Source organism: Serratia sp. BNK-23 (assembly GCF_047456145.1).
In the GTDB taxonomy this organism is placed as follows: Bacteria; Pseudomonadota; Gammaproteobacteria; order Enterobacterales; family Enterobacteriaceae; genus Serratia; species Serratia nematodiphila.
In genome coordinates this window covers 710,099-723,634 of sequence record NZ_CP179900.1, presented here as the reverse complement: position 1 = coordinate 723,634, position 13,536 = coordinate 710,099, and the positions used below count along the sequence as shown (strand labels likewise).

General features: G+C 63.2%; 15 protein-coding genes. 1 reads left to right on the top strand and 14 read right to left on the bottom strand.

Annotated features, from left to right (window positions below; genetic code table 11):
- Positions 1–35 precede the first annotated feature (35 nt).
- From ACMGF9_RS03425 to ACMGF9_RS03365, 13 genes are all read right to left on the bottom strand, one after another.
- Positions 36–1,505 (bottom strand): aldehyde dehydrogenase, encoded by a 1,470-nt coding sequence (locus ACMGF9_RS03425; RefSeq protein WP_004937646.1) that lies wholly within the window; start codon positions 1,503–1,505, stop codon positions 36–38.
- Between the two features lie 16 nt (positions 1,506–1,521).
- The gene (locus ACMGF9_RS03420) at positions 1,522–2,316 is read right to left on the bottom strand and encodes an aspartate dehydrogenase (RefSeq protein ID WP_004937643.1); all 795 of its coding nucleotides are present in this window, start codon (positions 2,314–2,316) and stop codon (positions 1,522–1,524) included.
- Between the two features lie 15 nt (positions 2,317–2,331).
- Positions 2,332–3,126, bottom strand: coding sequence for an SDR family oxidoreductase (locus ACMGF9_RS03415; protein ID WP_004937639.1), 795 nt, complete (start codon positions 3,124–3,126; stop codon positions 2,332–2,334).
- Positions 3,123–3,941 (bottom strand): alpha/beta fold hydrolase, encoded by an 819-nt coding sequence (locus tag ACMGF9_RS03410; protein WP_015379008.1) that lies wholly within the window; start codon positions 3,939–3,941, stop codon positions 3,123–3,125. The genes ACMGF9_RS03415 and ACMGF9_RS03410 overlap by 4 nt, the downstream gene beginning before the upstream one ends.
- Entirely contained in the window at positions 3,941–4,465 is a 525-nt protein-coding gene (locus tag ACMGF9_RS03405; RefSeq protein WP_004937634.1) for a cupin domain-containing protein, read from the bottom strand. Before ACMGF9_RS03405 ends, ACMGF9_RS03410 begins: the two co-directional genes overlap by 1 nt.
- 32 nt (positions 4,466–4,497) lie before the next feature.
- A complete protein-coding gene (locus ACMGF9_RS03400; RefSeq protein ID WP_015379009.1) occupies positions 4,498–5,754 on the bottom strand; it encodes an MFS transporter in 1,257 nt (418 codons plus the stop codon).
- A 23-nt stretch (positions 5,755–5,777) separates the two neighbouring features.
- Positions 5,778–6,989, bottom strand: coding sequence for an NAD(P)/FAD-dependent oxidoreductase (locus ACMGF9_RS03395; RefSeq protein WP_414160542.1), 1,212 nt, complete (start codon positions 6,987–6,989; stop codon positions 5,778–5,780).
- Positions 6,986–7,927: a VOC family protein gene (locus tag ACMGF9_RS03390; protein ID WP_015379011.1), complete on the bottom strand. Its 942-nt coding sequence runs from the start codon at positions 7,925–7,927 to the stop codon at positions 6,986–6,988. Before ACMGF9_RS03390 ends, ACMGF9_RS03395 begins: the two co-directional genes overlap by 4 nt.
- Positions 7,928–8,036: 109 nt before the next feature.
- Entirely contained in the window at positions 8,037–8,831 is a 795-nt protein-coding gene (locus ACMGF9_RS03385) for an IclR family transcriptional regulator (protein ID WP_004937625.1), read from the bottom strand.
- 37 nt (positions 8,832–8,868) lie between these two features.
- Positions 8,869–9,624, bottom strand: coding sequence for an SDR family oxidoreductase (locus ACMGF9_RS03380; RefSeq protein ID WP_015379012.1), 756 nt, complete (start codon positions 9,622–9,624; stop codon positions 8,869–8,871).
- Positions 9,621–10,664, bottom strand: a complete 1,044-nt coding sequence (locus ACMGF9_RS03375) for an aromatic ring-hydroxylating dioxygenase subunit alpha (RefSeq protein ID WP_322193038.1) — start codon at positions 10,662–10,664, stop codon at positions 9,621–9,623. Before ACMGF9_RS03375 ends, ACMGF9_RS03380 begins: the two co-directional genes overlap by 4 nt.
- A 20-nt stretch (positions 10,665–10,684) precedes the next feature.
- A complete protein-coding gene (locus tag ACMGF9_RS03370) occupies positions 10,685–10,993 on the bottom strand; it encodes a recombinase-like helix-turn-helix domain-containing protein (protein ID WP_004937617.1) in 309 nt (102 codons plus the stop codon).
- 2 nt (positions 10,994–10,995) lie between these two features.
- Positions 10,996–11,313 (bottom strand): non-heme iron oxygenase ferredoxin subunit, encoded by a 318-nt coding sequence (locus ACMGF9_RS03365; RefSeq protein WP_004937614.1) that lies wholly within the window; start codon positions 11,311–11,313, stop codon positions 10,996–10,998.
- Between the two features lie 397 nt (positions 11,314–11,710).
- On the opposite strand from ACMGF9_RS03365, the gene ACMGF9_RS03360 reads away from it, so the two are divergent.
- Positions 11,711–12,952 carry an MFS transporter gene (locus ACMGF9_RS03360; RefSeq protein WP_015379014.1) on the top strand — a complete coding sequence of 414 codons (1,242 nt, stop codon included), beginning with the start codon at positions 11,711–11,713 and terminating at the stop codon, positions 12,950–12,952.
- A 110-nt stretch (positions 12,953–13,062) separates the two neighbouring features.
- Here ACMGF9_RS03360 and ACMGF9_RS03355 read toward each other — a convergent pair whose 3' ends face one another.
- Positions 13,063–13,215 carry a Hok/Gef family protein gene (locus ACMGF9_RS03355; protein ID WP_033638576.1) on the bottom strand — a complete coding sequence of 51 codons (153 nt, stop codon included), beginning with the start codon at positions 13,213–13,215 and terminating at the stop codon, positions 13,063–13,065.
- Positions 13,216–13,536: the final 321 nt, after the last annotated feature.

Genomic DNA, 13,536 nt, shown 5'->3' with positions numbered 1-13,536 from the left:
TAATCGTTATTAGGGTTATGCGTAGAGGTGTCGGCCTAGTCGCTCCAGCGGTTCACCTGATGGCTCAGCGCCAGATACACGCTTTTCTGCTGCATGTAGGCCTTGATGCCGTTCAGGCCCTTTTCGCGGCCCAACCCGCTCTCCTTGAAACCGCCGAACGGCGTGGAAATCGAGAACGTTTTGTAGGTATTGACCCAGACGGTGCCGGTTTCCAGCCGCTCCGCCAGCGCCATCGCGCGAGGGAAGTCGCGGCTCCAGATGCCGGCCGCCAGGCCATACACCGAGTCGTTGGCCTGTTCGATCAGCTGTTGCTCGTCGTCGAACGGCAGCGCCACCAGCACCGGGCCGAAGATCTCTTCCTGGCAAACGCGGGCGTCGTTGTTCAAGCCTTCAATAATGGTCGGCAGGTAATAGCTGCCGCTCGCCAGTTGCGGATCGGCCGGCGCTTCGCCGCCGATGACCACCCGGCCGCCCTCCTGCCGCGCCAGCGCCACGTAGTCCGCCACGCTTTGCCGATGTTTGGCGCTGATCAGCGGGCCAAGATGCACGCCCGGCACCAGCGGGTTGCCGATGCGCAATCCCGCGCTCAGTTCGGTCAAGCGCGCCAGCAGCGGCTGATACAGCGAACGGTGTACGAACAGGCGCGAGCCGGCGATGCACGCCTGGCCGGCGGAGCTGAAAATGCCGTAGCAGATGCCGCGCGCCGCCTGTTCCAGATCGGCGTCCTCCAGCACGATGGTCGGCGATTTGCCCCCCAGCTCCAGCGAGGTGGGGATCAGCTTATCGGCGGCGATATGCGCCAAATGGCGCCCGGTGCTGGTCCCGCCGGTAAAGGAAATCTTCTTCACCAGCGGATGGCGCGCCAACGCCTCGCCGATCACCGAACCTTTGCCCGGCAACACGCTGAGCAGCCCGGCCGGCAGTCCCGCCTGTTCGAACAGCTCGGCCAGCTTCAGCGCCATCAGCGGCGTGGCTTCGGCCGGTTTGAGCACCACCGCGTTGCCCGCCGCCAGCGCCGGCGCCACCTTCTGCATTTCGCTGGCGATCGGTGAGTTCCACGGCGTAATGGCGGCGATCACTCCCATCGGTTGATACTGGCTGAGGGTCATCACCTCGGCGCTGCGCGGGGTCGGCAGCTCGCCTTCCAACACCTCGCAGGCGGCGGCGAAATAGCGCGCGGTCGCCGCCGCGCTGGCCACCAGGCCGCGGGTTTCCGCCAGCGGTTTGCCGTTGTCGCGAGTCTGTAGCTCGGCCAGCTGTTCCTGCTGCGCCAGGATCAGGTTGCTGACGCGGTAGAGAATCGAGGCGCGTTGGTGCGGCACCAGTCCGCGCCACTCCGGCGCGCGCCAGGCGCGTTCCGCCGCTTCCACCGCCTCGTTCACGTCCTCGACGTTAGCGGCGCGCAGCCGCGCGTTGACGCTGCCGTCGGCCGGGAATACCGAAGCCATCTCTTCGCCACGCCCTTCACGCCAGCGCCCGGCGACAAAAATATTCAATCGTTCCATGCTCCGCTCCTGCCGTTCAGGCAATAAAACCGCCGTCCACCAGACGGCGGCAGGCTTGTACCGCGCTCAGCGCCGCCAGGGTTGATGTTTTGGGATTGCTCGCCAGCGGGTTACCGCTCAGCTCAATGTGAAACTCGCCAAAGTCGCCGCACACCTGCAGGCGATGGGTATTGCGCCGGGTGGCGGGATCGACCTGCAGGCGCACCCGGGTGGCGTCCATCCCCAGACCGTTGAGCGCAATAGTGGCCGCCACGTTGGCATTGGCCGGGAACAAACGCGCCGCTTCGCGCGCCGAGCCTTCAAAAAATACCTGCGCCTCGCGCACCGCATCGAGGTCGATCAGTTGCTCCGCCGGGCTGCCGCGCCAGCTGGCCGGGCTCTTGCTGGCCTGATAGGTCACGCTCTCCAACCCGCCTTCACGCGCCGACGCCAGCCCGTCCATCCCCGCCACCGCGCCGGACAGCACGATCAGTTGCCCGTGATGGCTGCGGCAAACCTGCTGCAGCCGCTGTTGCAATGCGGCGTCCGCCAGCGCGCCGGTCGAGATCACCGCCAGCGGCCAACCGCGCTGCAGCACCGCCTCGCCAAACTCCGCCACCGCCTGCTGGCTGGCGCACTCCAGCACCAAATCCGGCCGCTGCGAACACTGCTCCGGATGGGTCAGCGCCTGCACCCGCCCGCCGAAGGCCTCGGCGATCGCCGCATGATGAGCTGCGCGCGCCAGGATCCAACCGACCTCCACGCCTTCAGGCAAACGGGCGATCACTTCCTTCGCCATTGCGCCGTAGCCAATCATCATGATCTTCTTCATCTTTCTCGGCCCCTGCTACACATGGCGGTTAAAGCCGCCGGAAACGTCCAGCGCCGCGCCGGTGGTAAAGGAAGCCAGCGGCGAAGCGAGGAACAACAGCGCCTGCGCCGGCTCCTGCGGCTTGCCGAGGCGTTTCATCGGGATGCCGCGGCGTTCGGCGATCGCCGCCGTCCACTGCTCCCAGCTTTGATCTTTATCGCTGCGATCGTCGAAACGGCGGCGCCACTGGCCCGACTCCACCATCCCCAGCAAGATCGAGTTAACGCGAATGCCTTTGCCCACCAGCTCTTTCGACAGCGTCAGCGTCATGTTGAGCAGCGCGGCACGCGCCGCCGAGGTGGCGATCATGTGCTCTTCCGGCTGCAGCGCCAGCAGCGAGTTGACGCAGGTGATAGACGCGATCGCCGATCGTTCCAGCGCCGGTAAGAACGCCTGCACCGGGTTGATCACGCCGAACAGCTTCAGCTCGGCCTCATGCAGCCAGGCCTCGCGCGGCGTCTGGTCAAAATGGGCGACGAAGCCCTGACCGGCGTTGTTGATCAGCAGATCCACGCCGCCGAAATGCGCCGTCACCTGAGCGGCGAACTGCGCCACCTGCTGCGCGTCCAGTACGTCACAGCGCAGCGCCAGGATATCCGCCTGCGGGAAGTCCGCGCGCAGGCTGGCTGCTGCGCCGGCCAGTTTGTCCGGATCGCGGCCGCAGAACGCCACTTTCGCCCCTTCGGCCAGCAGCAGCTTCAGGGTTTCGAAACCGATGCCCGACGAGCCGCCGGTCACCACCGCCACCCGATCCTCAAGCTGAAAATTCATCGTTGGATTGCTCCCGTAAAGTCCCGCAGATAGCGGTTGAAACACGCCGGCGCATCGAGGTAGCTGGCATGACCGGCGGCGGCGATCAGACGCAGCGCCGCGTCCTGTTCACCCGCCAGCTCGGCTGCCTTCTCCGGTGGCGTAATGCGATCCTGTTCGCCGCACCACACCTCCAGCGGGCCGCGATAGCGCGCCAGATAGCGGCCGATATCATCGTTAGCCAGCATCCAGGCGGCACTCAGAAAACCGTCGGGATCGAGCTGCTGCATGCCGTTGCGCACCCAGGCGATATCCTGCGGATCCGCCCCTTCACGCAGCAAGGCCGCCGCCCGCTGCTCGCCGTAGCCCACCGGCCCCAGCGTCTCTATCATCTGCTGGCGCTGGCCGTACACCTGCCGACGCTTTTCCTCCGGCGCCGTGGCATAGCCCTGCGCCGGATCCGCCAACACCAGCCCACACAGCCCATCCGGATAGCCGGCGGCATAGGCGCTGCCGATCAGCGCCCCCAGCGAATGGCCGACGATCAGCGGCTGCACCAGCTGCAGCTCATCAATCAGCGCCGCCAACGCCGCCGCATAACCGGCGGCATCGGCCTGCGGATCCGCCAACGGCAGGCTGCCGCCGTAGCCCGGCGCGTCCCATGCCACCAGACGGTGGCCGTCCGTCAGGCCGTTATCGTTGAACTGCTTGATCCACGAGGCGGATCCGGAGCTGATGCCATGCAGCAACACCACCGGCCGCCCCTGCCCGGCCTCGCGCCAGCTCAGGGTGTACGCCCCGCAGCGCGCCCGTTGGCGTTGCGCCAGGCCGTTCATCAGTTGCGCTTCACTTTGGACAGCGGGTGATCCGCCGGATAGGTCGGGATCTCCGGCTTGGCGGTGCCGAGCATCACGCACATCAGCGCCTCTTCCTCGCCGTGGTTGAACAGGCCGCGATACACCCCCGCCGGCACCGAGATCAGATCGCGCTCTTTCAGCCTGGTTTCGTAATACTCTTCGCCATCCTGAATCATCAGCGTGATGCTGCCTTTCAGCATGAAGAACACTTCTTCCACGTCATCATGCAGGTGCAGCGGGCCCTCGCACTTCGAAGGCAGCACCATGGTGGAGAAGGTGAAGTTGCCTGCCGGAATGGTGTTGGCATCGCTGGCCACGCCGGTGGCGCCGGTGCCGATGTAGCGCATCTGCGCACGGCGGTATTTCGGGTCGAAGTCGGCCTGGAATTTCAGCGCGTTCCAGTCATATTTGCGGCCCTCGAAACGGGCGATGCGCGACTCCACCCAGTTTTCCATCGACAGATCCTGCGGCTTGACGCCGGCTTTGTTCTCAACCTGAGACATGTTGTCACTCCTCTGTTGAATCGATTGATTAATCAGTACTTTCTCAGCAACGGCAGCAGAATGAGGCAGCCGACGAAAGCCATCACCACCAGGAACAGCAGGCCGTTATCCATATTGCCGGTGGCGGCGATCAGCGCCCCCATCAGCACCGGCGCCAGCGCACCGGCAAAATTGCCCAATCCGTTGAAGATGCCGCCGGCGGTGGCGCTCACCTTGCTGCTGGTGGCCTTCGCCAACAGCGCGAAAATATTCGGCGCGCCGGCGCCCCACATAAAGGTGCTGAAGGCCATGGCGGCGATCACGCTGTAGGTGCCCTGCAGGTGCAACACCACCGCCAGACCGAGGCCGGCGCCGCACAGCGACAGGAAGCAGGCCAGCGCGCGGCGATCCAGCTTGTCCGACAGCCAGGCGCCCAGCACTTCGCCGAGCAGCATGGCGATGAACGGCAGCGAAGAGAGGTAACCGGCATGTTCCAGATGAATGCCTTTGCCCTTGATCAGATAGCTCGGCAGCCAGCCGTTCATGCCCCACAGGTAGGTCAGGAAGGCGATGTTGAACAGGCAAATCATCCAGAAATGCGGGCTGCGCAACAGCTCGCGGCGGTGCTGTTTGCGTTCGGACACCGCCGGTTTGGCCGCCGCCGCCGGACGCGCGACGTTCAGGTGGCGCATGCCGAACAGCACCAGCAACATCACCGGCAGTGTCAGAAACGCCATAAAGAAGAAGGTGGCCTGCCAGTCGAAGGTATTGAGAATGTACAGGGTGACCGGGAAGCCGAGCGCGGCACCCAGCGGCGTGCCGAGCAACCACAGCATGGTGGCGCGCGCCTGCAGCTGCGGCGGGAAAGCCTGACGAATAATGGCGTAGGCCATCGGCAGCAGCGGCCCTTCGGCGATGCCGAGCAGAATGCGCAGCGTCATCATGGCGTGATAGGAACGCACCAGCCCCATCAACACCATCAGCACGCCCCACACCACCATCATGCCAATCAATACCTTGACCGGATTAAGCCGATCGCCGATGCCGCTGAGCAGCATGGAGGAAATGCCGTAGGAGAACAGAAACGCGCTCATCAGCAAGCCCAGCCGCGCCGGGTCAAAACCGATGCCCAACGCCTGCTGAAACTCGGCGTCGGAAAACAGCGCCGCGATGCTGATCTTGTCGAAAAACGCCAGCAGCACGCAGGCAAACAGCGCGATCGGCACCGACCAGCGCACCCGCTGCTGCGGATTTTCGGCAACGGTTTCCCCCGCCCGTCCAGCGCGGGCGTCAATGTCTTGCGTAGTCATAAAACGCTCCCGAGGTTCGGGCGTTATTTCAACGCCATCAAAGAAAACTCCGCATCCGCCAGTTGCTGCGGATCCAGCACCCGGCCACTCGCCAACCAACGCTTGCCGAGCTTGATGGTACGCGCGTCGTTGAACGCCACCATCTGCACCAGCTGCCGATCGGCGTTCAGCGTGAAGAACACCTGCGACTGCGGCGTGCGGCGCACCACATGGTGCACACCGCCGCTCGGCACGCCGAGGATCTGGATATTGACGTCATATTGATCCGACCACAGCCAGGCCACGTCGTCATACGGGGCGGCGAAGGCGTCGAGCATCGCGCAGGCGGTGCTGATGGCCTGGTTTTGCGCGTAGGCCCAGGACTGCAGGCACAGGCCAAGCGTCGGGTGACGCGCCACATCGCCCGCGGCGAAGATCGCCGTATGGCTGGTGCGCCCCTGGCCGTCGACCACAATGCCGGACTCGATCGCCAGCCCGGCGCTGCGCGCCAGTTCGAGATTCAGCTCGACGCCGATCCCCACCACTACCAGATCGAAGACCTGCGGATCGCTGACTTCGCTGCCGATCCAGGCGGCGCCGTCGCGATCTTCCAGCGAGATCTCGCCGCAGCCGCACAGCACCGTGACGCCCTGCTGGCGATGCAGTTCGAGCAACGCCTGTGAGACATCGGCGCCGACGCTGCGCATGCACAGCGCAGGCTGGCGTTCAAACACCGTCACCTCGGCGCCGAGACGCCGCGCGGAAGCGGCGATCTCCAGCCCGATCCAACCGCCGCCGACGATAGCCAGGCGACGGCAGCCCTGCAGCCCCTGCCGCAACCGGGCCGCATCGTCCCAGGAACGCAGCGTCATCACGCGCGGGTGCTGCGCCCAGGCAGCGCTCGGCAAACGCGGCCGCCCGCCGGTGGCGATCAGCAACTGCTCGAACTGCAGCCGTTGCCCGTCGCTGAGCGTAACGATTTGCTGTTCAGCGTCGATGGATTCGGCGCGCAGCGGGCGGCGCCAGTCGATATTCAGCTCCGCCACCGTCTGTTCGCTGAACAGCCGGCTGAGGGGCACCGCGGCATCCAGCAGCGCCGCTTTCGACAGCGGCGGCCGCTCGTAAAAATCGTAGGGTTCGTCGCTGACAACCGTCAGCCGGCCGCTGTAACCCCGGTCGCGCAGCGTCTTGGCCGCCCAACCGCCGGCCTGGCCGCCGCCGATGATGACGATGCCCGCCTGCTCCGGCCGGTTCATAACGCCTCCGCCTTTTTATGCTGGCGGCGCGTGTCGTGATCGATGCCGCCCTCTACCGCCCATTCGGTGAAGGAGACCAGCGAATGTTCCAGCTCGCGCGGCTGCCAGTTTTCCGTCAGATAATCGTCGTTGGTGTAGTACTCGAACGCGCCGCCGGTCGGGCTGTTGACGTACCAGAAATAGGCCGAGGAGATCGGGTGACGGCCGGGGCCGATAAAGGTGCTCCACTGCTCTTTGTTCATGGCAATGCCGCCGCCGATCACTTCGTGGATATCGCGCACGGTGAACGCCACGTGGTTCAGGCCGCGTGGGCGGTTCGGCAGCTTCAGCAGGAACAGGTTATGGTGGCCGCCGCGCGCCTGGGTGCGCAGGAAGACGGCGCGATCGATATAGCGATCGGAAACCTGGAAATCCAACAGCTCGCGGTAGAAACGCTCGGTCGCCGCCAGATCTTCAACGAAGAACACCACGTGGCCAATGTTGATCGGCTGCGCCTGCGAATAGACCGGGCTGGGTTGATCGATGCGGCGCACGTCGCCCCATTGGTTGATCGGCGTGACCGGCACCTCGACCGCCTGCTGGCGGCTGACGACGAAGCGCAGCGTCATGCCGTTGGGATCGAGGCACTCCAGCTCTTCTCCCACCTGGCGGAAGCCGGGCATCAGCGCCAAACGCGGCTGCAGGCGCGCCAGATCGGCGGGCGAGGCCACGCCCCAGGTCATGCGGCGCAGGGTGGAACCGCCTTCAAACGCCGCAGGCAGCGCCGCGCTTTGCAGCGGATGCAGGACAACCCGCGCCCCGCTCAGGGTAGTGAATTCGCGCAGCGCTTCGCCCCAATGTTGCGTGGCGGGCTGCAGGCCGAAGTCTTGCATGAATTTTTCGCAGGTTGGCAGATCTTCGACGCCAAATTCCAGTTTTTCGATTCCGATTACGCTCATTGTTCAGCCTCACGTTCTCGCTGCATACGGTTTTCAGGCATGAGTGAACCCCGGCCCCTGTTTGCTACGGGCCTTGTCCCTGCCTGAGTAAAAGAGTCGGTCCTGTCGGTTAGCCGACGTTGGCCTGCGGCGGCGCGCCGAGGAAGCCGGAAATTTTCTCCGCCGCGTCGCGCACTTCCATGCGCAGCCGCTCGCGATCCGCTTTCGGGATCTCATCGGACGGCACCATGATGCTGACCACCGCCTCGACCCGCTGCTCGCGGTTGAAGATCGGGTAGACGATCGAGGAGATGCCGTGGCGGAAGAACGATTCGCCGATCACATAGCCGCGCGCCTTGTCTTGCTGCACCATCTGCCACAGCGTTTCGCGATCCGCCGGGGTGCCCGGCGCATTGCCCGGCAGCTGCGCGTCTGGATACAGTTGTTCGAACTCGCTGCGAGTCGCGCTGGTCAACAACATGCGGCCGAGCGAGGTTTGGTGCACCGGCAAGCGGGTGCCGACGCTGACTTGATTGATCTGCGAACCGGCGGCGCTGACGCGGGCGATATAGATCACGTCACGCCCGTCGCGGATCGCCAGATGGCTGCTGCACTGGCTGCGATCGCGCAGCTGCTCGATCACCGGCTGGCCGGCCTGCGCCACGTCCAGCGACGCGATATATTCGAAGCCGAGACGCAGCACCTTGATGCCGAGCGCAAAGGTGTTGGTGCGCGGATTGCGCTCCAGAAAGCCGAGGTGTTCGAGCGTCTGCACCACGCGATAAGCGGTGGCCTTCGGCATATCGACCAGGCGATGCAACTCGGCGAAGGTCATCTCCTTATGCTGCTCGCCAAACGCCAGCAGCAACTGCAACCCGCGATCCAGCCCCGGGATCAGATATTTACATGCTTGCTCGTCCGCCATCTCTCGCTCCTGCGCTGTGCGCCTGCCCTGCGGGCCGTCAGTTGAATACGAAGCCGCCGTTGACCGGCAGCAGTTGACCGGTGACGAAATCCGCCAGCGGCGACAGCAGATAAAGCACCGTACCGTTCACATCGTCCGGGTGCTGCGCCCCGGCCAACGCGCGCCCCTGCTCGTACAGCTGGTGGCGCTCGGCGGGGACATACTCGGTAGCTTCCACCCGCGTCAGGCCCGGCGCGATGGCGTTGACGCAGATGCCCTGCGGACCCAGCTCACGCGCCATCGATCGGGTCATCGCGATCAGCGCGCCTTTGCTGGCAACATAGGCCATCAGGCGCGGCGCGCCCCACAGCGCGGTGTCCGACGCCACGTTGACGATCTTGGCGTGCGGGTTGCGCGCCAGCAGCGGCACCGCCGCCTGGCTCACCAGCCAGGTGCCGCGCACGTTGACCTGCATCACCCGATCCCACAGTTCGATATCGTATTCCATCATGGTTTTACCGCCGACGCCGGTCGCCAGCGCCGCGTTGTTCACCAGGCCGTCGATCCCGCCGCCGGCGGCGATCTTCTCGAACGCCGAACGGATCGAATCCGGTGACGCCAGATCGATGGTTTGCGTTTCCACCTGAGCACCCTGCTCGCGCAGCGCGGCACCGCTCGCCGCCAGCTCATCCGCCAAAATGTCGCACATCACCACCTGCGCGCCGGCAGCGGCGATGGCGGCGGCGAAGCTGTAGCCCAGGCCGCGCGCCGCGCCGGTGACCACGATGCGTTTACCGTTCAGCAGGCCGTTCACTGCGCCGCCTCCCGCTCGCGCAGCGTCGCCAGCTGTTTTTGCGCCTCTTTCTGCATCAGGCGGCGCAGGCGAGAAAGACCGACGTCGTGCTGGTACAGATATTCGCGGCCGCGGGCGTTAGGCGCCATGTTCTCAAGCACGATGCGATCCTGCTCGAGCACGTCCCAATGCAACGATTCCAGACGATTGCGGTACATGAAGCGCCACATGTCGCGCTGCCAGTCCTTGACCTTACGAATGCGCCAGAAGAATACCCGGCAGTGATCCTTGTCCTCCGGCACCACCATGCCGATGATCCAGAAGTGACCGCCCGGCCCGAAGCGCTTCTTGTACGGGATCGACAGGCGCATCCAATACGCGCCGCTGTTGCCGAATTCCACCCAGTCGAAGTTGACGCCGATCTGGCCGTTTTTCTTGAAGATGAAGCCGCTGTCGGTCGGCTCCAGCGCCATGTCCGCCTTGCGATCCCCTTCCGCCATCGAGTGTGAAGAGGAGTGCAGGTAGGTGCCGTGCATCGGATCCATCACGTTTTCCAGGGCGTACTGGTAGTTGCAGTTCCAGCTGGCGGTGCACAGAAAATGACTGTACGACGCTTCGTCCGCCAGCTCTTGCGGGAAAGTCAGCTCCGCCGGCGTTTCATCCGCCGTCACGCCGAAATAGAGGAACACCGCGCCATAGGCTTCTTTGGCCGGGTAAGATCGCAGGCATTTTTGCCCCACCAGCGGGCAGCGATCCACCGCCGGCACGTCTTTCACCGTCCCGTCGCCGCCGACTTCCACCCCGTGATACCAACAGGCGATGCGATCGCCGAGGTTCCACCCCATGGAAAGCCGCGCGCCACGGTGCGGGCAGCGGTCTTCCAGCGCGTGGATCTGGCCTTCAGCGTCGCGCCACACCACGATTTGCTGCTCCAGGCGGGTGATACCAACCGGGTTGTTGCCCACTTCCCAGCTGGCCAGCACCGGATACCACATGCCGCGCAGCCCCTGGTCAAGATAGTCCTGCAAGCTCTGTTCGGAGGATGTTGTGTTTGCTGTCATTGTCTTCTCCCGGGTATCGCTCAGAAACCGTTAACGTGAAGGAATTCGCGGAACGTCGCCTCATTCCACGGCTGGCCGCTGCGATCGAACAGACGACGCTGATTCAACGCGCTGACGATCTGCTCCAGCTCTTCCGCCCCCTGATCGAAGATCGTTTCCAGCGCCGCCACCAGGGCGGTTTCGAAGCCGTCCGGCACCCGGGCACGGTTTTGCCAGATGACATTGCGGAACTGACCCGGCTGATGGATTTGACCGTTGCCGCCTTCGCGGGCCGGCGTCACCTGTTGGGTGTCCGGCAGCCAGGGATTGAAATCGGTGATGTGCTGCATGATTACTCCTCCGCGATAAAGGTGATCTGGATTTGGTTGTCGACCACCCGGGTGGGATAGGTTTGCAGATCGCGGCCGCCCGGCTCGCGCAGGCACTGGCCGGTACGCACGTCAAACAGCGCTTCGTGCAGCGGGCACTCAACCTTGCCGTCGTCTACAAACCCCTGGCTGAGCAAGGCATAAGCATGCGGGCAGACGTCTTCCAGCGCGTAGTAGTTACCGTCGAGCAGGTACACCCCGATCTCCTTTCCTTCCACTTTGCCGGAGAAAGGAAAATCTTCTTTCACCTGAGACACTTCGCACACATTCTTCCAGCTCATTGCTTTTATCCTCTATCTGATTGTTTCATATATGAAACTCAGTTTCTTATTTAATACAGCCACTATAAGTCTGGCGAAACTTTCGTCAAGCGAGCGGAACGGCAAATGTTAATGAAAGGTTGTTTAAAAATGACAAATGCGGGAAAGATCACGAAATCATGCACCGATATGAAAAACCTATGTCAGTTGTGCGCTCCCTCGCTAATTTATGGCAAAAAATGCGTTGATCCCGGCGGCGTATTGCGCGTAAAAGTGTTTTCTCTCTGTCTTTTACACCCTATTTGATAACAATAAATTTACATCAATCAGCCCCATCCCCGCGTTTGCGCCAAATGGCATCCTCGGGTGAGTTTACTGCTGCCTGAATTCGTCAACCGCTCGCACTGAGGAACGCGCCGTGCAACAACGTCAACGCTGGTTTGGGGTGATCGCCCTGCTGTTTCTGATCGTTATCGCCTATGCGGATCGAGTTAATATCGCCGTGATGTTGGTCAATCCCGACTTCCTGCAACACTTTCAACTCGGCGGTGACCGCGCTCACCAGGGCACGCTGATGACGGTGTTTTTATTCGGTTACGGCCTCTCCGCCATGTTGCTGACGCCGTTTCTGGAAACGCTGATGGGTTACCGCCGCGCGCTGACGCTGAGCGTGGTGCTGTGGGCGCTGCTCACCGCCGCCTCGCCGCTGGCGGGATCGCTGCTGTTGCTGTGCGTGGTGCGCGCGCTGCTTGGCGTCAGCGAAGGGCCGCTGTTCTCGCTGAAAACCATGTACATCAGCGATCATTTCGCCGCCGACGAGCGCGGCAAGCCCAACGCGGTCAGCGCGCTGGGCGTCTCGTTGGGGCTGGTGATCGGCTTTCCGCTGGTGAGTTTTCTGATGGCGCACTTCGGCTGGGCGATGTCGTTTCACCTGCTGGCGCTGCTCAACCTGCTGTTGGGCCTGATGCTGGTGCGGCTGTTCGTTCATCCGCTCGCCTTATCTTCATCTTCACGCCCCGCCGATCCGCAACCGGTGCTAAGCCGCGTCTGGCACACCTTTGCGCTGGCCTGGCGCACGCCGATGCTCGGCTGGATCCTGCTGATCGAGATCGCCACGCTCAGTTACCTGTGGGGCTCCAGCGCCTGGCTGCCGGCTTACCTGACCGATGAAAAGGGGTTCTCCATCAAGCAAATGGGCTGGATGGCCGCGCTGCCTTTCATCGTCAGCATCGCCTCCAAATACCTCGGCGGCGCGTTGCTCGATCGCATCCGTCCTTATCAGGCGCCGCTGATCTTCGTCTTTGGCGGCGCGGCGACCGCACTGTGCATCTATGGCGTAATGAACAGCCATCAGCTTGGCTGGATCGCCTTCTTCCTGCTGGCGGCCAACGCCTGTTGGGGCGTGCAGGGCGCGGCGATCCCCACGCTGCTGCAGCATTATGCACGGCCGGAGGCGGTCGGCAGCGCCTATGGGCTGATCAACGGCATCGGCAATCTGTTCTCGGCGTTTGTGCCGATGGTGATGGGCATGGTGATGGCCAGCCAGGGTAAGGTGTCCTCGGGCTTTGCGGTGCTGATTGCCTCACAGCTGCTGACGCTGCTGGCCGGCGGCGCGTTGTTTGGCCGCATGTTGCTGGCGCGGCAGGTGAAGCGGGCATAACCCCGTTCCCCTCTCCTCCGTAGCGGAAAACCGAATGCTTTAAGTGGGTGCTCAGGGATCTGGACGCCAACAACCAGCAGACGGGGGACATCCCCCGTCGCCGGGTTGCCTTACCGTTCGGATTCGTAAGCCAAAATGGCCGCAACCTCCGTGTTGCCCGATCGGATCCGCAGTTCACACAGCGTGCTGCGCGTTATCCATGCCAGTGATATTACCGTGGCACAAATAACCACCAATTTTAACAGGCTCCGTTTGTTCGGCATCATGCCTTCTTCTCCTTGCCTCGCGGCGGGTAAGAGGCTAACTTAACGTTGTCTGGCGTTAGAGTTGGCCTCGGGTTGATGAATATCGACTCGGGGCTTTTCTCTTTGTATCTTTCGCAGAAGCTCCAGAGACAAAGATCCAGAGCACCCGCGCGCAGTATATTCATCCACCCCGCTATCCCGGCTCCCTTTTTCCTGACTCTTTTTCATTTCTGCGCAGGATTGCGCAAAGGCGTTGCAACAGGCTGAAAATCGCCGCACGGATGGCGACAAATGAAATAAAAAAAGCGGCCCCCATACGATGGGAGCCGCTTTTTCAGC

Bases quoted from the DNA above. Each gene is read 5' to 3' on its own strand.
- ACMGF9_RS03395 (WP_414160542.1), bottom strand. From the start codon at position 6,989: ATGAACCGGCCGGAGCAGGCGGGCATCGTCATCATCGGCGGCGGCCAG.
- ACMGF9_RS03355 (WP_033638576.1), bottom strand. From the start codon at position 13,215: ATGCCGAACAAACGGAGCCTGTTAAAATTGGTGGTTATTTGTGCCACG.
- ACMGF9_RS03415 (WP_004937639.1), bottom strand. From the start codon at position 3,126: ATGAATTTTCAGCTTGAGGATCGGGTGGCGGTGGTGACCGGCGGCTCG.
- ACMGF9_RS03420 (WP_004937643.1), bottom strand. From the start codon at position 2,316: ATGAAGAAGATCATGATGATTGGCTACGGCGCAATGGCGAAGGAAGTG.
- ACMGF9_RS03410 (WP_015379008.1), bottom strand. From the start codon at position 3,941: ATGAACGGCCTGGCGCAACGCCAACGGGCGCGCTGCGGGGCGTACACC.
- ACMGF9_RS03365 (WP_004937614.1), bottom strand. From the start codon at position 11,313: ATGAGCTGGAAGAATGTGTGCGAAGTGTCTCAGGTGAAAGAAGATTTT.
- ACMGF9_RS03400 (WP_015379009.1), bottom strand. From the start codon at position 5,754: ATGACTACGCAAGACATTGACGCCCGCGCTGGACGGGCGGGGGAAACC.
- ACMGF9_RS03375 (WP_322193038.1), bottom strand. From the start codon at position 10,664: ATGACAGCAAACACAACATCCTCCGAACAGAGCTTGCAGGACTATCTT.
- ACMGF9_RS03385 (WP_004937625.1), bottom strand. From the start codon at position 8,831: ATGGCGGACGAGCAAGCATGTAAATATCTGATCCCGGGGCTGGATCGC.
- ACMGF9_RS03370 (WP_004937617.1), bottom strand. From the start codon at position 10,993: ATGCAGCACATCACCGATTTCAATCCCTGGCTGCCGGACACCCAACAG.
- ACMGF9_RS03390 (WP_015379011.1), bottom strand. From the start codon at position 7,927: ATGAGCGTAATCGGAATCGAAAAACTGGAATTTGGCGTCGAAGATCTG.
- ACMGF9_RS03425 (WP_004937646.1), bottom strand. From the start codon at position 1,505: ATGGAACGATTGAATATTTTTGTCGCCGGGCGCTGGCGTGAAGGGCGT.
- ACMGF9_RS03405 (WP_004937634.1), bottom strand. From the start codon at position 4,465: ATGTCTCAGGTTGAGAACAAAGCCGGCGTCAAGCCGCAGGATCTGTCG.